Source organism: Mycobacterium sp. E2462, from assembly GCF_001672685.1.
Taxonomy (GTDB): domain Bacteria; phylum Actinomycetota; class Actinomycetes; order Mycobacteriales; family Mycobacteriaceae; genus Mycobacterium.
The window spans coordinates 14,222-37,693 of record NZ_LZKC01000457.1 but is presented as its reverse complement, the minus strand read 5'-3'; the positions used below and the strand labels follow the sequence as shown (position 1 = coordinate 37,693).

General features: G+C 70.0%; 21 protein-coding genes and 1 pseudogene. 8 read left to right on the top strand and 14 right to left on the bottom strand.

The features are described from left to right. A partial coding sequence (locus A5714_RS23655) for a glucose-6-phosphate dehydrogenase assembly protein OpcA (protein ID WP_369829470.1) occupies positions 1–164 on the bottom strand: 164 nt, incomplete at its 3' end. Positions 165–186: 22 nt separating this feature from the next. Here A5714_RS23655 and A5714_RS23650 point away from each other — a divergent pair. From A5714_RS23650 to A5714_RS23635, 4 genes and pseudogenes are all read left to right on the top strand, one after another. Then, positions 187–651: pseudogene (locus A5714_RS23650) on the top strand (OpcA/G6PD domain-containing protein); the annotation flags it as partial. After that, positions 648–1,403, top strand: a complete 756-nt coding sequence (pgl, locus tag A5714_RS23645) for a 6-phosphogluconolactonase (RefSeq protein ID WP_068289499.1) — start codon at positions 648–650, stop codon at positions 1,401–1,403. The pseudogene A5714_RS23650 and the gene pgl, both read left to right, overlap by 4 nt. Before the next feature lie 57 nt (positions 1,404–1,460). After that, a complete protein-coding gene (locus A5714_RS23640) occupies positions 1,461–1,856 on the top strand; it encodes an ATPase (RefSeq protein WP_068067280.1) in 396 nt (131 codons plus the stop codon). Positions 1,857–1,866: 10 nt separating this feature from the next. Beyond that, positions 1,867–2,796 (top strand): histone deacetylase family protein, encoded by a 930-nt coding sequence (locus tag A5714_RS23635; protein WP_068289496.1) that lies wholly within the window; start codon positions 1,867–1,869, stop codon positions 2,794–2,796. Between the two features lie 6 nt (positions 2,797–2,802). Here the strand turns inward: A5714_RS23635 and ppc are convergent, their stop codons facing one another. From ppc to A5714_RS23595, 8 genes are all read right to left on the bottom strand, one after another. Then, the gene (gene ppc, locus A5714_RS23630) at positions 2,803–5,610 is read right to left on the bottom strand and encodes a phosphoenolpyruvate carboxylase (protein WP_068289493.1); all 2,808 of its coding nucleotides are present in this window, start codon (positions 5,608–5,610) and stop codon (positions 2,803–2,805) included. 45 nt (positions 5,611–5,655) lie between these two features. After that, entirely contained in the window at positions 5,656–5,889 is a 234-nt protein-coding gene (gene secG / locus A5714_RS23625) for a preprotein translocase subunit SecG (RefSeq protein ID WP_068067272.1), read from the bottom strand. A gap of 30 nt (positions 5,890–5,919) precedes the next feature. Beyond that, positions 5,920–6,705 (bottom strand): triose-phosphate isomerase, encoded by a 786-nt coding sequence (gene tpiA, locus A5714_RS23620; protein WP_068289490.1) that lies wholly within the window; start codon positions 6,703–6,705, stop codon positions 5,920–5,922. Continuing rightward, positions 6,702–7,937, bottom strand: a complete 1,236-nt coding sequence (gene pgk, locus A5714_RS23615) for a phosphoglycerate kinase (protein WP_068289487.1) — start codon at positions 7,935–7,937, stop codon at positions 6,702–6,704. Before pgk ends, tpiA begins: the two co-directional genes overlap by 4 nt. 3 nt (positions 7,938–7,940) lie before the next feature. Further along, on the bottom strand, positions 7,941–8,960 hold the full coding sequence (gene gap / locus A5714_RS23610) for a type I glyceraldehyde-3-phosphate dehydrogenase (protein ID WP_068067264.1): 1,020 nt from the start codon (positions 8,958–8,960) through the stop codon (positions 7,941–7,943). Positions 8,961–9,091: 131 nt separating this feature from the next. Further along, entirely contained in the window at positions 9,092–10,516 is a 1,425-nt protein-coding gene (locus A5714_RS23605) for an NAD(P)/FAD-dependent oxidoreductase (RefSeq protein ID WP_068289485.1), read from the bottom strand. Then, the gene (locus A5714_RS23600; protein WP_068289482.1) at positions 10,513–12,270 is read right to left on the bottom strand and encodes a DUF3556 domain-containing protein; all 1,758 of its coding nucleotides are present in this window, start codon (positions 12,268–12,270) and stop codon (positions 10,513–10,515) included. The genes A5714_RS23605 and A5714_RS23600 overlap by 4 nt, the downstream gene beginning before the upstream one ends. Positions 12,271–12,385: 115 nt before the next feature. Then, a complete protein-coding gene (locus tag A5714_RS23595; RefSeq protein WP_068289479.1) occupies positions 12,386–12,820 on the bottom strand; it encodes a hypothetical protein in 435 nt (144 codons plus the stop codon). Between the two features lie 169 nt (positions 12,821–12,989). On the opposite strand from A5714_RS23595, the gene A5714_RS23590 reads away from it, so the two are divergent. The 4 genes from A5714_RS23590 to A5714_RS23575 all read left to right on the top strand — a co-directional run bounded on the left by A5714_RS23590 (position 12,990) and on the right by A5714_RS23575 (position 17,341). Continuing rightward, the gene (locus tag A5714_RS23590) at positions 12,990–13,796 is read left to right on the top strand and encodes a lysophospholipid acyltransferase family protein (protein WP_068289476.1); all 807 of its coding nucleotides are present in this window, start codon (positions 12,990–12,992) and stop codon (positions 13,794–13,796) included. A 3-nt stretch (positions 13,797–13,799) separates the two neighbouring features. After that, positions 13,800–15,422: an acyl-CoA ligase FadD12 gene (fadD12, locus tag A5714_RS23585; protein ID WP_068289473.1), complete on the top strand. Its 1,623-nt coding sequence runs from the start codon at positions 13,800–13,802 to the stop codon at positions 15,420–15,422. Then, complete coding sequence (locus A5714_RS23580; RefSeq protein WP_068289469.1) at positions 15,419–16,708, top strand: alpha/beta hydrolase; 1,290 nt, start codon at positions 15,419–15,421, stop codon at positions 16,706–16,708. The genes fadD12 and A5714_RS23580 overlap by 4 nt, the downstream gene beginning before the upstream one ends. Positions 16,709–16,864: 156 nt before the next feature. Next, positions 16,865–17,341 carry a hypothetical protein gene (locus A5714_RS23575; protein ID WP_068289466.1) on the top strand — a complete coding sequence of 159 codons (477 nt, stop codon included), beginning with the start codon at positions 16,865–16,867 and terminating at the stop codon, positions 17,339–17,341. Positions 17,342–17,678: 337 nt separating this feature from the next. Here the strand turns inward: A5714_RS23575 and A5714_RS23570 are convergent, their stop codons facing one another. The 5 genes from A5714_RS23570 to A5714_RS23550 all read right to left on the bottom strand — a co-directional run bounded on the left by A5714_RS23570 (position 17,679) and on the right by A5714_RS23550 (position 23,168). Beyond that, positions 17,679–19,073 (bottom strand): wax ester/triacylglycerol synthase family O-acyltransferase, encoded by a 1,395-nt coding sequence (locus A5714_RS23570; RefSeq protein WP_068067246.1) that lies wholly within the window; start codon positions 19,071–19,073, stop codon positions 17,679–17,681. Positions 19,074–19,180: 107 nt separating this feature from the next. Beyond that, positions 19,181–20,140: a PPE family protein gene (locus A5714_RS23565; protein WP_068289463.1), complete on the bottom strand. Its 960-nt coding sequence runs from the start codon at positions 20,138–20,140 to the stop codon at positions 19,181–19,183. 4 nt (positions 20,141–20,144) lie between these two features. Continuing rightward, positions 20,145–20,507 carry a DUF732 domain-containing protein gene (locus A5714_RS23560; RefSeq protein ID WP_068067240.1) on the bottom strand — a complete coding sequence of 121 codons (363 nt, stop codon included), beginning with the start codon at positions 20,505–20,507 and terminating at the stop codon, positions 20,145–20,147. 31 nt (positions 20,508–20,538) lie between these two features. Next, positions 20,539–21,891 carry a PPE family protein gene (locus A5714_RS23555; protein ID WP_068289460.1) on the bottom strand — a complete coding sequence of 451 codons (1,353 nt, stop codon included), beginning with the start codon at positions 21,889–21,891 and terminating at the stop codon, positions 20,539–20,541. Between the two features lie 11 nt (positions 21,892–21,902). Further along, on the bottom strand, positions 21,903–23,168 hold the full coding sequence (locus tag A5714_RS23550) for a PPE family protein (RefSeq protein WP_068289457.1): 1,266 nt from the start codon (positions 23,166–23,168) through the stop codon (positions 21,903–21,905). Positions 23,169–23,472 lie beyond the last annotated feature (304 nt).

The window sequence follows — 23,472 nt, the reverse complement described above, 5'->3', positions numbered from 1 at the left end:
GCCCACGCCAGATCGGTGTCCCCGGCGGTGTAGCCCGACAGCCGGCTCTTGATCGCCGACAGCGGGTCGACACCGTTGGTGGCATCGGTGATCCGGCGAATCGCCAACTTGCCCAACGGATCCTGGGCCGGTTGGGCCGGGGCGATGTCGGGCCACCACGCCACCACCGGGATGTCGGGCAGCAGGAACGGTGTCGACCCGCTGTCGGCGATCAAGAGCCGGCTGTCGGGCTACACCGCCGGGGACACCGATCTGGCGTGGGCGCGGATCACGTATTGGCGGGCGTTGCTCACCTCGGCGGTCGACCTGCCCCCGCACGAGCCGATCGAGTCGGCGCTGGTGTCCGGGTTGAAGGACGAGCCGGCGCTGGACGTGCTGGCGGGCTGGCTGGCCAGCCGGATCGACGGGCCGGTACGCCGGGCGGTCGGCGATCTCAAGGTGGAGTTGGTGCGCGACAGCGAGACCATCGTCTTGAGCCGCCCGCAGGACGGCAGGACCGCGACGCTGAGCAGGACGGCCCGGCCGGACGCGTTGCTTCCGTTGGCGCGCAGGGAGACCGGCGACTGCCTCGCCGAAGACCTGCGGCGGCTGGACCCCGACGACATCTATCAGACGGCGCTGGAAGGCATTGAGAAGGTCCAATACGTGTGAGCACCATCGTTGAAATCTTCGCGGACAGTGCGGCCCTGGTTGCGGGCGCGGCCGACCGGTTGACCGACGCCATCGCGAGCGCCGTGGCGGCCCGCGGCCGGGCGCTGATCGTCCTGACCGGCGGCGGCAACGGCAACGGTCTGCTGGAGGCCCTGCAGGGACGCCCGATCGACTGGTCGCGCGTCCACTTGTTCTGGGGCGACGAGCGTTACGTCCCCGAGGACGACGACGAGCGCAACGACAAGCAGGCGCGCGCCGCCCTCCTCGATCGGATCGACATCCCGTCGAGCAACGTGCACCCGATGCCCGCCAGCGACGGGGAGTTCGGCGCCGACCTGGCCGCCGCGGCGCTGTCCTACGAGCAGCTGCTGGCGGCGAACGCCGGACCCGGCCAGCCGGTGCCGAATTTCGACGTGCACCTGCTCGGCATGGGACCCGAGGGGCACATCAACTCGCTGTTCCCCGACACGCCCGCCGTGCTCGAGACCACCCGCATGGTGGTACCGGTCGAGGACTCCCCCAAACCGCCCCCCCAACGCATCACGTTGACCCTGCCCGCCGTCACCCGCTCGCGCGAGGTGTGGCTGATGGTGTCCGGTGCCGGCAAGGCCAAGGCGGCGGCCGCCGCCATCGGCGGCGCCGCGCCGGTCTCCGTCCCGGCCGCCGGGGCGATCGGTACCGAGACGACGCTGTGGCTGCTCGACGAGGAGGCCGCCGCCGAACTGCCGTCGCGGCCCGGGCAGCAAAGCTAGACGCAGTCGCCAGGCGATGTCCGCCTTCCGGCTCCGGCCGCGGCGCCCGGGGCCATAATGACGGTCATGGCTGACAGAACGGTGCGGGGCGGGCAGGAACGAAGCCGGATCAAGACCCTCACGCAGGCGGCGCTGAACGCCGACAAAACCGTCGAGCAGGTCGAGGACGTCCTCGACGGCCTGAGCCGGACCATGCAGGAGTTGAGCAGCTCCCTGACGCGGCTCAACGCGACCGTCGAGCGGATGGAGAGCGGCCTCGACCACCTGGACGGCACGCTGTCCAGCCTGGACGAGCTGGCCAAACGGCTGATCGTCCTGGTCACCCCGGCGGAGGCCATCGTGGCCCGCATCGACGAGATGATGAAGGTCGGCGAGACCATGATGACCCCACTGTCGGCCACCGAGCACGCCGTGCGCGGCCTGTTGGACCGGCTGCGCAACCGCACCGCCTGACGCCCCGCCGATGGCCACTTTGCTGCTGCACCACTCGGCGTTCGCCGAGCACCGGACGGGGCCCGGGCACCCCGAACGGCCCGACCGCTACCGCGCGGTCGAGGCCGCGCTGAGCCGGCCGCAGTTCGACACCCTGATCCGCGCGACGGCCGAGCCCGCCGACGTCGCGGCCGCGCGCCTCGTGCATTCCGACCGCTACGTCGACGCGCTGGAAGCCGCACGGCCGCAGCACGGCGTGGTCTACCTCGACGCCGGTGACACCGTGATGGAGCCGTCGTCGTGGCAGACGGCGCTGCGCGGCGTCGGCGGCACGCTGCAGGCGGTCGACGCGGTGCTCACCGGCGCGGCGCAGAACGCGTTCGTGGCGTGCCGCCCGCCCGGCCATCACGCCGAAACCGAACGCGCCATGGGCTTTTGCCTGTTCAACAACATCAGCATCGGCGCCCGCCACGCCCAACGCGAGCACGGGTTGGCGCGGGTAGCCATCGTCGACTTCGACGTGCACCACGGCAACGGCACCCAGGAGATCTTCTACTCCGACCCGAGCGTGCTCTACGCGTCCACCCATCAGATGCCGCTGTTCCCCGGCACCGGCGCGGTGCGGGAAACCGGCGCGGGCAACATCTTCAACTCCCCGCTGGCGCCCGGGGACGGTGGCGCCGAGCTGCGCGCGGCATTCGAGGATCGCATTTTGCCTGCGCTGCAAGCCTTTTCGCCCGAGCTCATCATCGTGTCGGCCGGCTTCGACGCCCACGAGCGCGACCCGCTGGGCTCGCTACGGATGACGGCCGACGACTTCGCCTGGGTCACCAGGGAGTTGATGGCCGCGGCGGAGAAGCTGTGCGACGCCCGGCTGGTCGCGGTGCTCGAGGGCGGCTATGACCTGCAGGGCCTCGCCGACTCCGTCACCGCCCACGTCGGTGAGCTGTTGAAGGGCTGAACCGCGTCACCCGCTGTTGCGTAACGCGCTGGCCAGCCCATTCATCGTGAGCAGGATCCCGCGCTGCACCAGCTCGTCGTCGTCGCCGGAGCGGTAGCGCCGCAACAACTCCACCTGCAGGTGATTCAGCGGCTCCAGGTACGGGAACCGGTTGAACACCGAACGCGCCAGCGCGGGGTTGTCCGCGAGCAGGTTGTCCTGACCCGTGATGAGCTTGTGCATCGCGATGGTCCGGCGGTGCTCGTCGACGATCTTGTCGAACACCCGGTGCCGAAGCTCCTCGTCGGGCACCAACTCCGAGTAGCGGGCCGCCAGCCCGAGGTCGCTCTTGGCCAGCACCTGCGCCATGTTTGACAGCACGCCGGCGAAGAACGGCCACCGCCGGTACAGGTCGTGCAGGGTCTGCACCCGCTCGGCCTCGCTCTCGGGGCCGGCGGCGATCCACTGCTCGAACGCCGACCCGGTGCCATACCAGCCGGGCAGCATCACCCGCGACTGGCTCCAGGCGAGCACCCACGGGATGGCCCGCAGGTCGGAGATTGACTCGGTGGGCTTGCGCGACGTCGGCCGGCTCCCGATGTTGAGGGAACCGATCTCGCTGACCGGCGTCGAGGCCATGAAGTATTCGACGAAACCCGGTGTCTCGTGCACCAATTCGGCGTAAGACCGCTGCGCGAGCGTGGCGATCTCGTCGAGCACCGCGTAGGCCGGCTCGGCGGAATCGCCGAGGCCCTCGACGTCGAGCAGCGTCGACTCCAGGGTGGCGGCCAGCAGGCTTTCCAGGTTGCGCCGCGCCGCCTGCGGTTCGGCATACTTGGCGGCGATCACCTCGCCTTGCTCGGTGAGCCGCAGCGAGCCGTTCACCGCGCCCGGCGGCTGCGCCAGGATGGCCTGATAGCTGGGTCCGCCGCCGCGCCCGACGGTGCCGCCGCGGCCGTGGAAGAGCCGCAACCGGATTCCGCTCTTGCGGGCCACCTCGACCAGCGCCAGCTCGGCGCGGTACACCGCCCAGCTGGACGCCAGGTATCCCCCGTCCTTGTTGGAGTCGGAGTAGCCGAGCATGACCTCCTGGCGGCCGCCCTGGGCGTCGACGACCGCGCGGTACAGCGGCAGCTCCAGCATCGCCCCCAAGATCGACGCGCCGTTGTGCAGGTCGTCGATGGTCTCGAACAGCGGCGAAATGCCCACGGGGCAATAGGGTTCCGGACCGGACGCGTCGAGCAGCCCGGCCTCCTTGAGCAGGATCGCCGCCTCCAGCACGTCGGAGACGGAGCGGCACATCGAGATCACGTACATGGGCACCGCGGCGGGACCGTAGCGCTTGACGGCCTGCGCGGCGGCCCGCACCACCCCGAGCTCGCCGCGGGCCAGGTCGGACAGCGCCGCCCCGTCACCGACCAGCGGCCGGCGGGTGCCTAACTCGGCGGCCAGCAGCTCGACCCGCTCGTCCTCGGGTAACGAGGCGTAGTCCGGATGCACCCCCGCCCACGCCAGCAGCTCGGCCACCACCTCTTCGTGGGTGTCGGAGTTCTGCCGCATGTCCAGGCCGGACAGGTGAAAACCGAAGACCCGCACCCCTTCTCGCAGCAGCGCCAGGCGGTCGCCGGCCACCAGCGCGCTGCCGTGGGCGCGCAGCGACGCGTTGATGGTGTCCAGGTCGGCCAGGAGGTCGTCCGGCGTGTCGTACGGCGGTAGGCCCAGGTCGAGTCCGTGTTGGGGCTGCCGGTCCAGGATGTCGGCGGCGGTCGCGGTGAGCCGGGCGCGGACCACCCGCACCGCCCGCCGGTAGGGCTCGTCGGCCCGGACCCGCTCCTGGCAGCCCTCGGCCAGCTCGGTCAGCTCGGTGCTGACGGCGACCAGACGCGCCGACATGGACAGTTCCTGCTCGAGCTCGGTGAGCTGGGCCAGGTAGTGCGCCAGCGCGGTGTAGGCGGCGCTGCCGGTGGCCTGGCGCACCACGTCGGCCGTCACGTTCGGATTGCCGTCGCGGTCACCGCCGATCCAGGAGCCGGGTTGCAGGATCGGCGCGGCCAGCAGGTCCGCGTCCGGCCAGCGCTGCCGCAGCGCGTCCCGGACCTCCGCGTTGACCTGCGGGATGACCTGGAAGAACGCCGCTGCGTAGTAACGCAGCCCGACCTCGATCTCGTCGGTGATCTGCAGCCGGGACAACCGGATGAGGGCGGTCTGCCACAGGGTGAGAACCTGCCGGCGCAGCTCGGTCTCGATGTCGCGGCCGTCGTCGGTCTGGGTGTGGCCCTCGCCGTGCAACCGCAACAGGTGAGTGATCCGGTGCTGGGTGACGAAGACCGTGCGCCGGCGCGTCTCGGTGGGGTGCGCGGTGATGACCGGGGAGATCACCGCGCCGCGCAGCGCGTCGGCCACGGTGGCCGAATCGAGGTCGGCCTCGTCGAGTTTCGCGTACGTGGCGGCCAGGCTGCTGTCCTGCGGTGGCTCCCCGGCGGCGACGTGAATGGCGCGGCGACGTTCGCGGTGGATGTCCTCGGCCACGTTGGCCAGCAGCGCGAAGTGGCTGAACGCCCGGATCACGGGGATGGCCCGGTGGATGTCGATCCCGTCGAACAGCCGCGCCAGCTCCGCCCGGTCGATCTCCGAGCGGCGCACCCGGAACGACTCGACCCGGGCGCGCTCGACGAGTTCGAAGACGTCGTCCCCGCTCTGCTCGCGCACCGTGTCGCCCAGGATGGCGCCCAGCAACCTGATGTCGGCGCGCATCGGCTCGGTCGCCTCGCGACCCACCTCTGTGCGTTGGACGGCGCCGATCGGTTCGAGCGCGGCGTCGGTAACGTCAACCATGCGTACCAGTATCGGTGGCAGGCCCGTGGCGCGCCCGTCGGCGGGTCAGCGGTACTTGATCAGCAGGGCCATGCCGACGATGCACACCAGCCAGATCGCGGTGATGAACACGGTCAGCCGGTCGAGGTTCTTCTCGACCACCGTGGACCCCGACAGGCTGGACTGCACACCGCCGCCGAACAGCGTGGACAGGCCGCCGCCCTTGGCGCGGTGCAGCAGCACCAGGAGCACCACCAGGATGCTGGTGACGACCAGGGTGATCTGCAGGGCCAATTGCATGCCGGACAGTCTACCGGTGCGGGCGCGGCGTCACGGCAGGGGGCCACCGGCGGCGATGGCCGCCAACGTGGCGAATTGCTCGCCGTCCAGCGAGGCGCCGCCGACCAGTCCGCCGTCGATGTCCTCCCGGGCCACGATCTCGCCGATGTTCTTGGCGTTCACCGACCCGCCGTAGAGCACCCGCACGCCCTCGGCGATCTGCGGCGAGGCCAGCTCGGCCAGCTGCGCGCGGATCGCGGCGCACACCTCCTGGGCGTCGGCGGCGCTGGCCACCCGGCCCGTCCCGATCGCCCAGACCGGTTCGTAGGCGATGACGACGTTGCCGATCTGCTCGGCGGACAACCCGGCCAGCGAGCCGCGCAACTGTTCCTCGCAGTGCGGCACGTGGTTGCCCGCCTCGCGGACGTCGAGGTGTTCGCCGATGCAGACGATCGGGGTGAGCCCGTCGGCCAGCGCCGCGGCGGCCTTGGCCGCCACAAGCGCGTCGTCCTCGTGGTGGTAGGTGCGGCGCTCGGAGTGCCCGACGACGACGAAGGTGCAGCCGAGCTTGGCCAGGAACGCGCCGCTGATGTCGCCGGTGTAGGCGCCCGACTCGTGCGGGGACAGGTCCTGCCCGCCGTAGGTCAGCCGCAGTTTGTCGCCGTCGACCAGGGTCTGCACGCTGCGCAGGTCGGTGAACGGCGGCAGCACCGTCACGTCGACCTTGTCGTAATACTTGTCCGGCAGCGCGAACGCGATCTTCTGCACCAGCGCGATGGCCTCGAAGTGGTTGAGGTTCATCTTCCAGTTGCCGGCGATCAGCGGCTTGCGGCTCATGACTCACCCCCGCTCGGCTGGGCGGTGCCCAGGACTTCGATGCCGGGCAGCGACTTGCCCTCCAGGTACTCCAGGGAGGCGCCGCCGCCGGTGGAGATGTGCGAGAAGTTGCCCTCGGGGATGCCCAGCGCCCGCACCGCGGCCGCGGAGTCGCCGCCGCCGACGACGCTGAAGGCGCCCTTGCCGGTGGCGGCCGCGATCGCGTCGGCGACGCCCTTGGTGCCCGCCGCAAAGGCCGGGAACTCGAACACGCCCATCGGGCCGTTCCAGAAGACGGTGCTGGCGTTGGACAGCAGCGCCGCGAATCGCTTCACCGACCCGGGCCCGATGTCCAGGCCCATCGCGTCGTCGGGAATCGCGTCGGCGGAGACGGTCTGCGGCGTCGCGTCCGCGGCGAACTTGTCGCCCACCACGATGTCGACCGGCAGCCGCAGCACGTCGTGGTAGGTGTCCAGCAGCCGGCGGCAGGTATCGACCATCTCCGTCTCCAGCAGCGACTTGCCCACCGAATGCCCTTGCGCGGCAAGGAACGTGAAGCACATGCCGCCGCCGATCACGATGCTGTCGGCCTTGGTCGCCAGTGACTCGATGACGCCGAGCTTGTCGGAGACCTTCGACCCGCCGAGCACCACCGCGTAAGGGCGCTTGGTGGAGCTGGTCAGCTGCTCGAGCACCTGGATCTCCTCGGCCACCAGCGTGCCGGCGTAGTGCGGCAGCAGGGTGGCGACGTCGTAGACCGAGGCCTGCTTGCGGTGCACCACACCGAACCCGTCGGATACGAAAGCACCTGCGGGACCGACCAATTCGGCGAGCTGATGGGCCAGCGCCAAGCGCTCGGCGTCGTCCTTGCTGGTTTCGCGGGCGTCGAAGCGGATGTTCTCCAGCAGCAGGACGTCACCGTCGGTGAGGCCCTCGGAGCGCGCCAGCGCGTCGGTGCCCACCACATCACCGGCCAGTTGCACGTGGCGGCCGAGCTGTTCGGACAGGGCCGCCGCGACCGGCGCCAGGGACAGCTTCGGGTCGGGTTCGCCCTTGGGCCGCCCGAGGTGCGCGGTGACGACCACCTTGGCGCCCGCCTCGACCAACGCCTTCAGCGTCGGCACCGAGGCGGTGATGCGGCCGGGGTCGGTGATCTTGCCGCCATCCAGCGGCACGTTCAGGTCCGAACGCACCAGCACACCGCGGCCCGAAACACCTTCGGCAAGAAGGTCCTTGAGAGTTGTGACGGCCACGGCTTACAGCGACTTGCCGACCAGTTCGACCAGGTCGACGAGGCGGTTCGAGTAGCCCCACTCGTTGTCGTACCACGACACGACCTTGGCCTGGTTGTCGATCACCTTGGTCAGGCCGGAGTCGAAGATCGAGCTGTGCGGGTCGGTGACGATGTCGCTGGAGACGATGGGCGCGTCGTAGTACTTCAGGATGCCCTTGAGCTTGCCCTCGGCGGCGGCCTTGAACGCGGCGTTGATGTCCTCGGCACTGGCCGACTTGGACAGCTCGGCGGTCAGGTCGGTGACCGAGCCGGTGGGGATCGGCACCCGCAGCGCGTAGCCGTCGAGCTTGCCCTTCAGCTCCGGCAGCACCAGGCCGATGGCCTTGGCCGCACCGGTGGAGGTGGGCACGATGTTGAGCGCGGCGGCGCGGGCGCGGCGCAGGTCCTTGTGCGGGCCGTCCTGCAGGTTCTGGTCCTGGGTGTAGGCGTGGATCGTGGTCATCAGGCCCTTAACGATGCCGAACTCGTCGTTGAGCACCTTGGCCAGCGGCCCGAGGCAGTTCGTGGTGCACGACGCGTTGGAGATGATGTTCTGGCTGCCGTCGTACTTGTCGTCGTTGACGCCCAGCACGATGGTGATGTCCTCGTCGGTGGCGGGCGCGGAGATGATCACCTTCTTGGCGCCGGCGTCCAGGTGACCCTTGGCCTTGGCGGCGTTGGTGAAGATGCCGGTGGACTCGACGACGACGTCGACGCCCAGGTCGCCCCACGGCAGCGCCGCCGGGCCTTCCTTGATCGCGAGGGCCTTGATCTTCTTGTTGCCGACGACGATGGTGTCGTCGCCTTCGAGGCTGACGTCGTGGGGCAGGCGGCCCAGGATGGAGTCGAACTTCAGCAGGTGCGCCAGGCTGGCGTTGTCGGTGAGGTCGTTGACCGCCACCACCTCAATGTCAGCGGTGCCCTGCTCCTGTTGAGCCAGTAAGGCCCGGTAGAAGTTCCGACCGATGCGACCGAAGCCGTTGATACCTACTCGGACCGTCACTTTGTCTCTCCCTGTCTTTCCCGTGTCCGCTGATCTGCGCTCTCTGCCAGCCTAGATCAGTGCGGCACCCGGTTGCCGCGCCGGTATATCGGCCGTGACGGCGGCCACAGAGCGGTGCGGCCGCGGATCGGCTAGCCGCCGCGCTTGCGCAACCACGACCAGGCCGCCGCGGCTGCGTGGTAGCCGCACAGCCCGTGGATCCCCGCGCCGGGCGGGGTGGATTGCGAGCACAGGTACACCCCCGGCACCCCGGTTGTGTACGGGTTGACGGCGACGCGGGGCCGGAACAGCACCTGCAGCCCGTCGTTGGCGCCGCCGATGATGTCGCCTCCGACGAAGTTGGGGTTGTCGGCCTGCAGGCCGGCGGTGCCGGTGCTGACGGTGGCCACGACACGCTCGGTGAATCCGGGGGCGAAGCGTTCGATCTGGGCGACGACGGCGGCGGTGGCGTCGCCGGTGTACCCGAACGGCACGTGCGCGTAGGCGTAGACGGGGTTCACGCCGCCCGCCGAGCGGGACGGGTCGGCGAGGTACTGCTGGCCGAGCAGCACGAACGGCCGCTGCGCCATGATGCCCTGCGCCCGTTGGCGTTCGGTGTCGGCCATTTCGGCGAAGCTCCCGCCGAGGTGCACGGTGCCGGCGCGGCCGCAGTCGCGGTTGGCCCACGGGATGTCGCCCTCGATCGCGAAGTCGACCTTGAACGCCGCCGAGCCCTCGCGGTAGCGCCGGTAGGACCGCTTGATGCGGGCGGGCATGGCGTCCCCGTAGAGCTCCAGCGCCGCGGCCGGGCTCAGGTCGAGCAGGACGAGGTCGGCGTCCGGGATGTCGGCGCGGGCGCTGACCCGCACCCCGGTGGTGACGGTCCCGCCGTGCTCGGCCAGGACCCGGCCCAGGGCCTGGGTGATCGCGCCCGATCCCCCCTCCGCGACGGGCCAGCCGTACCGGTGCCCGCTGGCCAGGATCATCAGGCCCAGCGACGCGGTAAGCGGGCGGTCCAGCCGGGTGTAGACGTGCGCGGCGGCCCCGCCGAACAGCGCCCGCGCCCGCTCGGTGCGAAACCAGCGGGCCATCGTGGTCGCCGGCAGCAGCGCGCGCGGCCCGAACGCGGCCAGGCGCAGCGGGTGCCGCGGAATGTTGAGCACGGGGCGCAGCAGGTCCTGCGAGAGCGCGTCGAACCCGGAAGCCAGGTCCCCGACCGCGCGCCGCCAGCGGGCGCCGTCGGGGCCCAGCCCGGCGGCCGTCTCCTCGAGGGAGTGGTACAGCACACCGGCGGTGCCGTCGTCGAGCGGATGCGCGCAGTCGACCTCGGGCCACTTCCACGTCAGCCCGTAGCGCGGCAGGTCGATCTCCGCCCAGAACGGTGAGCCGACGGCCAGCGGGTGAAACGCCGAGCAGTGGTCGTGGATGACCCCGGGCACCGTCAGCTCGCCCGACCGCGCTCCCCCGCCGATGGTCGCGCCGGCCTCCAGCACCTGCACGTCGACGCCGCGGCGGGCGAGGTAGATCGCCGCGGCCAGCCCGTTGGGCCCGGCGCCGACGATGACCGCGGTGCTCACCGCACACCTCGCGTGGTGACGTGCACGGGATAGTCGTCGCCGGGCTGCGGCCACGGCTGACGGGCGAGCATGGCGTCCACCTCCACGTAGCCCGCCTCGATCAGCCCGGCCTTGGCGTCGAGGATCCGGTATTCCTGGCGGGGACTGTGGATCGGCTGGCTTTCCAGGACGATCACCCGCAGGTCGCCGTCGTCGAACCCGCAGCGCCGCTGCACCGCGGCCAGCAGCTGCTCGTTGTGCAGGTGTCCCTCGCCGAAGTTCCAGCCGATCAACGGTCCGGCAATGATCTCACCGTCACGCAGCCGATAGTCCGCCTCGTCGGCCCCCGGCGGCAGGGCGCGGGGCACCAGCCCGTTGAGCGCGCGCCCGTGAGTGTGCATGGAGCGCCACGCCATCAGCTTGTCGATCATGAGTTCGGCGGTATCCGAATCATAGAGCCGCGCAAGCTGTTTGGGCACCAGGCCAGCGGGCTTGGTGATGCGCTGCTCGATCCGGTCTTCGACGCCCTCGCGCAGGCACCAGGCGCTGGTGGCCCAGTTGCCGGCGTAGTAACGCATGGCCGGCAGAAACGAAAATTGTTTCGGTAGCAGGTTTCCCGCGATGGGCACCGCCGCGAGTGCGGTCAGGAGGATGACGAGCAGCAGCGGCGAGTGCAGCCCGGTGGCCCGCACGCCGGCGTAGTGCCCGAACAGATAGAACAGCGAGAAGATGAAGAAGACGTTCCACTCCAGCGGAACTCCCATGGGAATGGTGGACGTGATGTTGAGGTGGAACAGCACCATGAACCCGATCAGGAACCACGCCCATCGGTGGCCGTCGGCGACGAACACCAACACCAGGGGAACCAGGAATTCGGCCGTGGTGCCGCCGACGTGGGCCATCACCTTGGGGATCCACGAGGGCCGCAGGTCGTCGACCGGGTCCAGGTAGAGGCGGCGCTTGAACCAGTTGAAGGCCTTGGCGCGCAGCAATGGGTTGTTGCTCATCATCACCGCCACCACGTACGGGAAGTGATGGTTGAGCTTCGAGGTCGCGGCGCCCCACCACAGCGCCAGCATGATGATCTTGAAGGCGGCGATCTGGTCGGTGAACCCGAAGAAGAACACCAGCAGGGTCAGGCCGTAGTGTTCGCCGCGCGCCGCGAGGAAGACGGTCTTGTCGCGCAGGCCCAGTAGCGCCAGCGCCACGATGGCCGGCAGCACCCGCACGGGGTCGATGAGGCCGACGTCGCCGGCCGCGGTGACGGGGCCGCCGCGCCCGGGGGCCAGCAGCGCCCAGACGCCGGAACCCAGCACGACGAGGTACAGCGCCACGTCGACGATGCTGCGGCGGTCGCCACGGGTGAACGGGACCTTGTCCGGCCACGGGGGCAGTCGAATGGTGTTGGGCCGCAACCAGTACAGGAAGCCGCCGAATACCGGCCAGAACCGCGCCGTCAGCGGTCCCGACCCGCAGCCCAGGCCCAGGATCTCGAAGAGCAGCGTGAACACGACGAGCTTCTGATAGACGATGGGCTGCGTCCACCAGTCGCCGATGTGCCCCAGGGGGCCCAGGCCCGGCGTCAAGGAGATCACCGCGGCGGCCCCGGCGGCGTAGGCGGCGACCTTGGCGATGTAGAACAGGTACACCGCGTACGGGGAGCCGAAGCCGTGCTCCACCCAGTGCCGGGTCATGATCTGCCGCCGCGTTGACCGCGGCAGGGTAAGCCACGCGCTCGGGTCGACGTCGGGAAGCTCCGGAGTCATGAATCCCATCGACCGAATGTATCGGCCCCGCAGCGTGAGTGTGCCGCTTTGCTGCGGCTCGCCGCCTTGACCAGCCGACGACTGCCTGAAAGGGGCTGGCGCGCAGCGGGTTTGACCGTGGGTGTTAACGGGCGGCGACGTGGGCCCGCGCGGGCGCGGCAGGGCGGGCGAACCGCCGGTGCAGCTTGTCGATCATGGTGTCCAGCGCCTGCACGTCCTGCTCCTCGATGCGGGTCAGGCGCCGGAAGCCGGCCGCCGCGTCGGCGTCGCCCTTGGCGTCCGCCGCCGCGATAGCCCGGTGGTAGGAGTCGATGCGCTGGTCGATGAGCCGGCGCCGCTGAGCCAACAGGCGCACGAAGTAGTCCGCCTGCCGGTGGTCCGCGTCGTCCGGCGGGGCGTCGCCCAAGGGCGGGGGCGGCTGTACCGGGCGCGCGCCACGGGCGGCACCCGGGTGGACGATGCCGGGGCGCAGGCGGCGGACGCGGGGCTCGTGGGCCGCCGACCGGGCAACACCACCGGGGTGGGCGCCACGTTCGCGGGGCAGGTCGGCAACGTCCATCGGGTCCCCATTTCTCGAGGATCTGCTAGGGCGCCGTAACAATAGCGCCCCCGTTCCCCCGCGCACCACACCCCGCGAGCGAGCGGGAACGCAAACACCGTCACCGGGGCCCGGACCCGGTCGCTACCATCGAGTGACTCGACGCGGCAACGCAGCCCAAGGGAGGAACGTGACCGACAGCGACGGCCCCGACGGGGGCGACATCGGCAAATTCGATCCCGTCCTGACCCAGCGCGTGATGCGGATGCTGCGGCCGGTCCTCAAGACGTATTTCCGGTCCGAGGTGCACGGGTTGGACGGGTTTCCGCCCGGCGGGGCGCTGGTGGTCGGCAACCACTCCGGCGGCATGTTCCCCATGGACGTGCCGATCTTCACCGTCCACTTCTACGACAAGCTGGGCTACGACCGGCCGGTCTACACGCTGAGCCACGACCTGCTGATGACCGGCCCCACCGGGGACTTCTTCCGGCGCACCGGCTACATCCGGGCCAACCGGGAGAACGCGGCGACGGCGCTGCGCTCGGGCGGCGTGGTGATCGTCTTTCCGGGCGGCGATTACGACGCCTACCGGCCGACCTTGGCCGAGAACGTCATCGACTTCAACGGGCGCAAGGGCTATGTGCGCACCGCGATCGAGGCCGGCGTGCCGATCGTGCCCGCGGTGTCCATCGGCGGCCAGGAGACGCAGTTCTACCTGACGCGCGGGACGTGGCTGGCCGAGCGCCTCGGCATCAAGCGGCTGCTGCGCAGCTCCATCCTGCCGCTGTCCTTCGGATTCCCGTTCGGGTTGAGCGCCGTGATCCCGCCGAACCTGCCGCTGCCTACCAAGATCGTCACGCAGGTGCTCGAACCGATCGACCTCGCCGCGTTTGGTGACGACCCGGACGTCGACGAGGTGGACGAGCACGTGCGATCGGTGATGCAGCGGGCCCTGAAGGACCTCGCCGCCAAACGACGCTTCCCGATCCTCGGCTGAGCCATGACGTCTCGCATCAATGAGGCCCTCGGTGTGCTGGGCACGCTGCGCCGCGCCGGGGTCATCGCGCCGATGCGGCCCGACCGCTACGTCAAGATGATGGCGGCCATGCGCCGCGAGGGCATGGGAATGACCGTCGGCTTCGCCAGCGCGGCGCAGCGCTGCCCGGACCGCCCCGGGTTGATCGACGAGCTCGGCACGCTGACCTGGCGGCAGCTCGACGAGCGGATCAACGCGTTCGCCGCGGCGCTGCAGAACCTGCGGGGCGCGGCGCCCACGGCGGTCGGCGTGATGTGCCGCAACCACCGCGGCTTCGTCGAGGCGGTGGTCGGCGCCAACCGGATCGGCTCGGACGTGGTGCTGCTCAACACGTCGTTCGCCGGGCCGGCGCTCGCCGACGTCGTCGAGCGTGAGGGCGTGGACACCGTCGTCTACGACGAGGAATTCACCACCACGGTGGATCGGGCGCTGGCCGATCGGCCCGACGCCACCCGCATCGTGGCGTGGGCCGAAGGGCCGCACGAGCTGACCGTCGAGCGGCTCATCAGCGAGCACGCGGGCCGCCACCCCGAACGCACCGGCCGCAAGGGCAGGATGATCTTGCTCACCTCCGGCACCACCGGGACGCCCAAGGGCGCCAACCAAACCGGTGGCAACGCCGGCATCGGCACGCTCAAGGCGATCCTGGACCGCACCCCGTGGCGGGCCGAGGAGACGGTCGTCATCGTGGCGCCGATGTTTCACGCCTGGGGCTTTTCGCAGTTGATCTTCGCGGCGTCGATGGCCTGCACGGTGGTCACCCGCCGCAAGTTCGACCCGGAGGCGACGCTGCAGCTCATCGACCGGCACCGCGCCACCGGCCTCGCCGTGGTCCCGGTGATGTTCGACCGCATCATGGAGTTGCCGGAAGAGGTGCGAAACCGGTACAGCGGCAGGTCTTTACGGTTCGCCGCCGCGTCCGGCTCGCGGATGCGACCCGACGTCGTCACGGCGTTCATGGACCAGTTCGGAGACGTGATCTACAACAACTACAACGCCACCGAGGCCGGCATGATCGCCACCGCCACCCCCGCAGACCTTCGGGCGGCGCCCGACACGGCGGGCCGACCGGCCGGTGGCACCGAGATCTTGATCCTGGACCCGGATTTCAACGAACTGCCCACCGGCGAGATCGGCGGCATCTACGTCCGCAACGACACCCAATTCGAGGGTTATACGTCCGGCACCACCAAGGATTTTCACGCCGGCTACATGTCGTCCGGAGACGTCGGTTACCTCGACGAGGCCGGGCGGTTGTTCGTCGTCGGCCGCGACGACGAGATGATCGTCTCCGGCGGCGAAAACGTGTACCCGATCGAGGTGGAGAAGACGCTGGCGGCGCACCCCGATGTGGCGGAGGCCGCGGTGATCGGCGTGGACGACGACCAGTACGGCCAGCGACTGGCGGCGTTCGTCGTGCTGGCGCCCGGCAGCCAGGCCACGCCCGACGGGCTCAAGCAACACGTGCGGGACAACCTGGCCAACTACAAGGTGCCCCGCGAAATCTCGATCCTGGACGAGCTGCCCCGCGGCAGCACCGGCAAGATCCTGCGCAACGATCTGCAGGCACGCGTGGGGGGCGCATGAGCGGCGAGACGCTGACCACGCTGCGCCGGCAGCTTTTCGCGAGGCGGCCGCTGGCGCGCGCCGTCCTGGAATTCGCCAACGCGGCCAATGGCTTTCGGCCGCTGGCCCGCAAGGGTTACCGCACCGTCCTGGTGTTCTGGTTCGGCTGGCCCACCTCGGAGGTGCCCGGTGTGTACTTTTCGGTATCGCTGGCCGACGCCCTGCGCCGCGGGCGGCGCGGCGACTTCGCGGGCCGGCGCGGCAAGGCGGCGCTGGCCCTGACCGTCGCGTCCTGGGCGCTCCTGGGGGTGATTCGCTACCGCGGCACCACCACCCCGGGCCCGGTGCTCGAGGCGGGCCTTCGCGAACAACTCGGGGAGGACTACCGGGAGGCGTTGGGCAAGCTGCCCCAGGCGCAGCCCACCCGCAGCGGCCGGCGCAGCCTGCCGCTGGGCAACACCGTGGCGCGGCGACGCTACGTCGAGAAGGCGAACGTGGTGTCCTACGGCCCACACGGCCGGGCGAACCTGGCCGACATCTGGCGACGCCGCGACCTGCCGCGCGACGGCAAGGCCCCCGTGCTGCTGCAGGTGCCCGGCGGCGCGTGGGTGATCGGGATGCGCCGCCCGCAGGCCTATCCCCTGATGAGCCACCTCGCCGCCCGCGGCTGGGTGTGCGTGTCGATCGGCTACCGGGTGTCCCCGCGGCACACCTGGCCGGACCACATCGTGGACGTCAAGCGGGCGCTGGCCTGGGTCAAGGAGAACATCGCGGACTACGGCGGGGATCCGGAATTCGTCGCCATCACCGGCGGCTCCGCCGGCGGCCACCTGTGCGCGTTGGCGGCCCTGACCCCGGGCGACCCGGCGTTCCAGCCCGGCTTCGAGGACGCCGACACCTCGGTGGTCGCCGCCGTTCCCGTCTACGGCCGCTACGACTGGTTCACCACCGAGGGCGAAGGCCGTCGCGAATTCGTCGAACTGCTCGAAAAGCTGGTCGTCAAAGAGGATTTCGAAAGCCACCGCGACGTGTACCTGGACGCCTCCCCGATCCGGCAGCTACGCGCCGACGCGCCGCCGTTCTTCGTGCTGCACGGCCACGACGATTCGCTGATTCCGGTCGGCGAGGCCCAGGAGTTCGTCGAACAGCTCCGCGGGGTGTCCAAGTCCCCCGTCGCCTACGCCGAATTGCCGCACGCGCAGCACGCTTTCGACATTTTCAGCTCGCCGCGGGCGCATCGCTCCGCCGAGGCCGTGGCCCGGTTCCTGTCCTGGGTGTACGCGACGAATCCGCCGGACCGCGACTAGCCGGCTTGGCAAGATACCGGCGCGCCGCGTCCGTTCCGCCGCTAGTTGTCAGGCGTGCGCCCTGCCAGCATTGGCGAACGTGGGCGCACGACGTGTAATCATCGAGTCCTGCACGATGCCCGCGGCGGGCACCCGGCCGGTCGGGCGACTGATCCGATGAGCGCCTTCCTGTTATCGGTCCACCTGGTGGCCGCCATCCTCGCCGTCGGCCCCATCGCGGTCGCCGCTAGCATGTTTCCCCCGGCGGCCCGAGCCGCGGCGGCCGCCGACGACCCGCTGGGGGCTGCCACGCCACGGCTTCTGCACCGAATCACGAAGGTGTACACCGTGATCGGCGTGGCGGTGCCGTGCTTCGGGCTGGCGACCGCCGTCAGCCTTCGGGTTCTCGGTTCGGCGTGGCTGCTGGCGTCGATCGCGTTGACCGCTGCGGCGGCCGCGGTCCTGATCGCGCTGATCCTTCCCGCCCAGCGGGTGCTTCTCGATGCGATCGATCCCGCGTCCGTCGGCGCCGCGACGACACGCCTCCTGGCGCGCCGGCTGGCGATGCGGACCGGCGTCTTCAACCTGCTCTGGGTGGTCGTGGTTGTGCTCATGGTGCTCCGGCCGGGCTCGACGACGGGAGTCGGACTGTGAACCGGCGCGTCATGGGCGCGCTGTCGGGGCTGGAACTCGGCACCTTCGTGCTGCTGATGTCCAACCTCGCCACCGTTGGCCACCGCTCGTTCGCCCGAGTCGTCGGGCCCCTGCACGGCTTGGCCTACCTCGCGACGGTGATCGCGGCCATCCTGGTGTGCGAGGGCAGGCACCGGATCTGGTGCGCGCGTTGTTACCCGGCATCGGGGGCCTACTGGCGTTGCGAATACGATGACGGCGCACGCGCGGCGCCCAACCTCCCCCGGACCGACCGTAAACCCTTGTGTGACATCCGCTTTCGGTACGCCAGGCGGCGAACCGACGAGGCGGGTCGGGACTACCCGTCGCCGAGCTTGGCGGCCTTCTCCAGTTCGGTCAGCGCCGGCTCGATGCGGTCGGCCATCAAGTCGATGTCGTTGGCGACCTCCGGCGTCGTGACGAAACCGAAGTCCAGGTAGTCGGTGTAGGAGAAGCAGGTGATGTTCAGGCCGACGTCCATGACGGGCGGGCCCAGCGGGACCAGCGAATCCAGTTTGGCCCCGGCCATATACAACGGAAACGGCGGCCCCGGGACGTTGGAGACCACGAGGTTGACGGGCGCCAGATTGCGCGACAACCCGCTGGCGGTATAGGCGCGCGCCGCCAACTGCAGCAGCCCCGGCGGCGTGGTCTCGGTCAGCCCCATGATCTGGTGCGCCGACAGCGCCTTGGCCATCAGCTTCGCGCTCTGGGTGCTGTCGTGGATGGCCCGCAGCCGCTCGGCCGGGTCCTTGATGTCGGTGGCCAGCGACACCGTCATCGAACCCACCTTGCTGCCGACGTCGTCCTTGTTCTCGTCGGTCCGCGTGGAGACGGGGATCTGCGCGATCAGCGGTTTGGCCGGCAGCTCGCCGTGCTCGTGCAGGTAATCGCGGGCGGCGCCGGCCACCAGCGCCAACACCACGTCGTTGAGCTTGACGCCGTAGGCGTCTTTCACGGCCTTGGCCCGGCTGAGCTCGACGCGGCAGCCGGTGATGCGCCGGTGCGGTGACACCGGCGCATTGAACCGGGTGGTGGGCGCCTCGAAGTAACCCGGCGGCTTACTGCTGATGCCCAGCGTGGCGATCTGCTGGCGCACCGTCTGCTCCAGCAACCGGGCGATGCGAAACGGCGTCTTGACCCCGACGTTGATCAGCGCCCCGATCGCGCGCCGCTCCAGGCCCGGGATGCTCGTTCCGACCAGCGACCCGACCGTCTCCTGTTGCGGCGCACGGGGTTCCGGTGCGGCGTCGAAGAGGATCTCACCCAGGCCCGCGCCGGACACGCCGTCGACGATGGCGTGGTGCATCTTGGTCAGGGTGGCCATCCGCCCGCCCTGCACGCCCTCGATCACCCACATCTCCCACAGCGGCCGCGAGCGGTCCAGCTTGTAGGACATCAGCCGGCCGACCAGTTCCTCCAGCTCGGCGCGACCGCCGGGCGCGGGCACCCCGATGCGGCGCAGATGGAAGTCGACGTCGAGGTCCTCGTCCTCGACGAACCACGGCCGGTCCAGCCCGAGCGGCGCCCCGGTCACCCGCCAGCGCAGCTGCGGCACCTCCGGCAACCGCTCGATGAGCAGTTCGCGCACCCGGGCGAAGCTGTAGTCCGGGGCGTCGCGCAGGGAGCAGATGGCGAGCGCTCCGACGTGCATGTGCCAACCCGCCGTCTCGGCCGACCAGAACGCCGCATCAACACTCGAAAGCCGTTTCATGCCCCGACCGTAGCCCTCCCCTGTTCCCGCCGCGTGGCTATGGCGAACAAACTATCTTCGACCTCGGGGGGTGGCGGCGTCGCCCATCGGGAGTGCTATCTCCCGCGCTATTGACTCCGGTCTAGGGGACCCGCCGTCGGACCATGCCACGCCGGGGGCGGCAGCGATCGCGGCCACGCCTCGGGCACCGACAGCGCTCCGACCGACGCCGCCGCACCCACGCTCGCCTTCAGCACCGCATGGTCGGGGCAACCGACGTCGGGGAACCGCAGGGTCGCCGCCCTGTGCAGCGCGGCCGCCTTGTTGAGGAGATTCAGGTGACTGAGCGCAACGTCGCTCGGGGCGGACAATGAACTCAGCTTGGACAGCGGCGCCGTGACCGACATCAACGACGCATCGATCGCCGTCGGCGGCGCGGCGGCCAGCGCCCCGAGCGCCTCGGGAATCGCCGCGATCACCGCGCAGCCCGTTTCTATGGTTTCCGGAGCAACCGTCAGGCGCCAAGCCCGAGATCGAGTGACCCGGGCACCACGGTGCACCGGCTCGCGCAGACCGTCCACGGGCGGCGGCGCAGCGAACGGTAGGAGCGTCGCCGCGGCGGCCGACGCCCGCGCGTAGGCGTGCATGGCGGCGGCACCTCGCGCCCACATGTTCTCGTATTCGGCGTCGGCGTCGGCAATGGCCGGACCGCTGCGACCGAGGTGGTTCGTCGCGGCCAGTGTGATCCGCCGCAGCCGGTTTGCGTCGACCACCTGCGGCGCCGGCACCAATGCCAGCGTCGATCCATAGGCCCGAGCGGCCGCCCTCGCCTGAACGGCCGTGTGACGAACCCGCGCGGCCGTCGCGTCGAGCCACGCCACGTACAGCCTCATCCCGCCGACGAGCCGCGCAACGCTCGATCGCCCGGAACCCAGCGCGGACGTCGCCGCCCGGTAGGTCGTTGCGAGGTCATCGAGTTGCGCGCCCAGCGAAGCCCACGCCTCGGCGGCCTCGCTGAGCGACCCCGAGCCGGGGCCCGAATGTATCTGCCGCGAGGTGTATTCCGGCGGCGGGATAGCGAAGATCATCCGGTCAGCCGCCGCTGCCTTTGACGCTCGATCCCGCGGACGACTCGAGCTGCCTCGGGCAGTAGGACTTCGCCGATATCGTGGCGAACTGGGCAGCACCGCTGGTGGTCAGCGCGGGGTTGTTGTCGCGCAGATCGTTGAGGAGCTGCAGGCCGGACACGCCGCGAGAAATCAGGCCGCACACCGCCTTTCCCGCTCTCACCGCCTGGACGGGGTCCTGAAAGCTGATGCCCACCCTGGTCAAGTCGGCGATGAAGGCCTCGTTGTTCTCGTCGGTGGCCTCTTCATCCTCGCCGGGGATGGCGTGCGCGGGGGCCCCGTAAACGATCGCCAACGACACGCCCAGAAGCGCTAGAAGCGGTCGCACCCGTCCTCCACAGTTGTTGTGCCGCATCGGATTAGCCCAGCTTCGATTCGTGTCCACCCACCGCAACCTCCGTGCCGTCACTCACGTGCACGGCGTGCACGCCGGGCGTTGTTCTCAAACGGGCGACCAGCTCATCGAGGCCGGCCTCGTCGACGTTCCAGTGCTGGACCTGGTCGGGCATCTCCTGCAGCTGGGCGATGATGCGGTCGAGCTTGACCGGGGCCGCGCGCCGCTCCCCGGTGATTGCGCGGGTCTGTACGCCGGTCGATCTGACCACGCGCGAGGTGGGGGCGCCCAGGGCACCGCCCGCCAGGCTGCCCAGGGTCGCCTCGTTGACCAGGCCGGCGGGGATGTCGGCTGCCGCGGCCGCGGCGCCGACGGCCGGTAGGGCGGTGGCGGCGAGCCTGATCGCCGGGGTGGCGGTTGCCCAGCTAGGCGGCACCGACAACTTGCCCACCGTAGGCGCGTCCCCGAGCACCGCCGACACCGGCGTGGCCGCGATGCCGGCGGCGTGCCCCGGGGACGCCAGACCGGCGCCCAGCGACGTCTTCGCCATCGCGGCGCTCCACGGCGCGTAGACGAAGAAGTTCTTCCACTGCGAGACGCCCAGGCCGATGCTGGCGTTGGTCACGTTGGTCCATGTCGCCTGAGTGCCGATCTGAGAAATGCTCGAATACAACGCTTCCCAGAGGGGCGCCACATCCGGGCTCCCCGTGACTCCTCCGATCAACTGTTGCCAGAATTTGGTGTATTGGCCGGTCAGCGAGGTGAGGTAATCCTCGATCTGTTTGAGCCACGACGACAACGACTGCGCCTGGGACGTGGCCGCGGCGCCCGCCTGCCCGGTGCCACTGGTGGTGGCCGGCGCCTGCTCGAAGGCGGTCAACTCACCGGCGGACTCCGACGCGCTGGCGTAGCTGAACATGGCGGCGACATCTTGTGCCCACATCTGGCCGTACTCTTCTTCGGTCGCGGCAATCGCCGCGTCGTTGCGGCCCAAGATGTTTGTCTGCAGCAGTGCCGCCAACTGGCTCCGGTTGGCCGCGACGAGCGCGGGCGGCACGGTGGCGGCGAGGGCGGCTTCGTACGCGCAGGCGGCGGCGCGGGCCTGCGAGGCGGTCTCCTCGGCCCGCCCTGCCGTGACCGATAGCCACGCCACATACGGTGCCGCCGCGGCCGCCATGGACTCTGACGCCGGACCCTGCCACGACTCGCCGACCAGCTCTGCAATGACCGAGCCGTAGGAGGCCGCGGTGGAATGCAGCTCGGCGGCCAGCCCGTCCCAGGCCGCGGCGGCGTTCAGCAGCGGCCCGGCGCCCGGTCCGGTATAGATCTGGGTGGAGATGACCTCGGGTGGCAGCGCCGCAAAATCGCTCAAAACCATTGTCGTATACCCTATTTCGTGTTAGGCGGAATGACGATGACGGTGGAAGTCGTCGCGATGTCGTCGACGGCCACAGCCCCGGGCACCCGAACGGTGGGCCCGGCGACAACGCGATTCGCGGTTGCGCCGACGGCACGGCCGGCCAGGCTCGACAGGGCCGTCGGGCCGAACATGCCTTGCTGGCCATTGACGGCCGCTGCGGGAGCGGCTTGGACCACGGTTTCCGGCAACTCCGCGGCGATGGTTCTGACCGCCGGAACGGCCGAGGCCCAGCTCGTGGGTACCGACAACGCCCCCACCGAGCCGGCACCGCCCGGCACCGCCGAAACCGTCCCCCCACTGGCCAGGGCGGCCGAGCCGGTGAGCAGCTCGCTGCGCAACAGCGGTGCCAGGACCCCGGTGAGCGCCTTGGGGTGCAGCAGCGGTCCGATGCCCTGGATGCCCGTCCCGACACTCGGGATGCTCAGGGCGATCTGGTACCAGTTCTTCGCCAGATTGGCGACCCCGAGCGGGGTGTACGGCCCGGAGATTGTGCCCATGACGCTGTTGAAGGTCTTCAGGATCCCCGTGATGTCCGTCAGGCCCAGTGGCAGCCCGGCCGCGGACGACGTCACCGCGCTCGCGTTGACTGCGAGGTCTTGCATTGGCGCCGAAACCTGCGAGGCCGCCTGCGACAAACCGGATTCCACGCCGGACGCGGTCGACTGCTCGAGGGCGGCGGTGACCGCGGCCGACTGGTCACCCTTGCCGTTGCCGTCGACAGTGATCGGTGGCGCGCTGAAGGGCGTCAACTGCGTCGCCGCCGCCGATGCACCGGCATACGCGTACATCGCAGCGGCGTCCTGGGCCCACATCTCGCCGTACTGAGCCTCGGTGGCCGCGATCGCCGGAGCGTTCTGTCCCAGAACGTTGGTCGCGATCAGCGATGCCAGCAGGGTCCGGTTGGCGGCGATTACGGGTGGTGGGACCGTCGCCGCAAAAACGGTGTCGTACGCCGCGGCCGCCGCCCTGGCCTGCGCCGAAGTCTGCTCGGCCCGCACGGCACTGCTGTCGAGCCACGCGATGTAGGCGGCGGCCGCGGCTGCCATCGCTGTCGACGAGGGGCCTCGCCAAACGGTGCTGAGCTCTGTGACCGCGGAACCGTAAGAGGCTGCCGCCGCTAGTAGTTCGGCGGCCAGCACATCCCATGCGGTCGCGGCCGACAGCAGCGGTGCCGATCCCGGCCCCGAATAGATCCTTCCGGAGTTGATCTCCGGTGGTAATGCTGCGAAATCCACTGGCTTCCTCCGCCCCCGGCAGTGCACCGACTGTCAGCCGAGTTTGCTGGCAGCCGGTCGGTCGTCTCGTGGACAGGAGACTAGCCAGCTCTGCCGTGCGCGCGTTTCACCGCAATCGGGTGAACCGCCCGCGGTGGCCGCACTCGCCGGTTGGACGCTGCGATTCAGCGGTACAAGATTCTCCGCGTCGGCAGCCCTTTTACCTCGTTAAAACACGGCAAACGACCGGGTGCGCACTGCAAAAAAGGGTCGAGGTGCCCGCTATCAAACGCGAGGACCGGAATAAAAATCTCTCGACGAATAA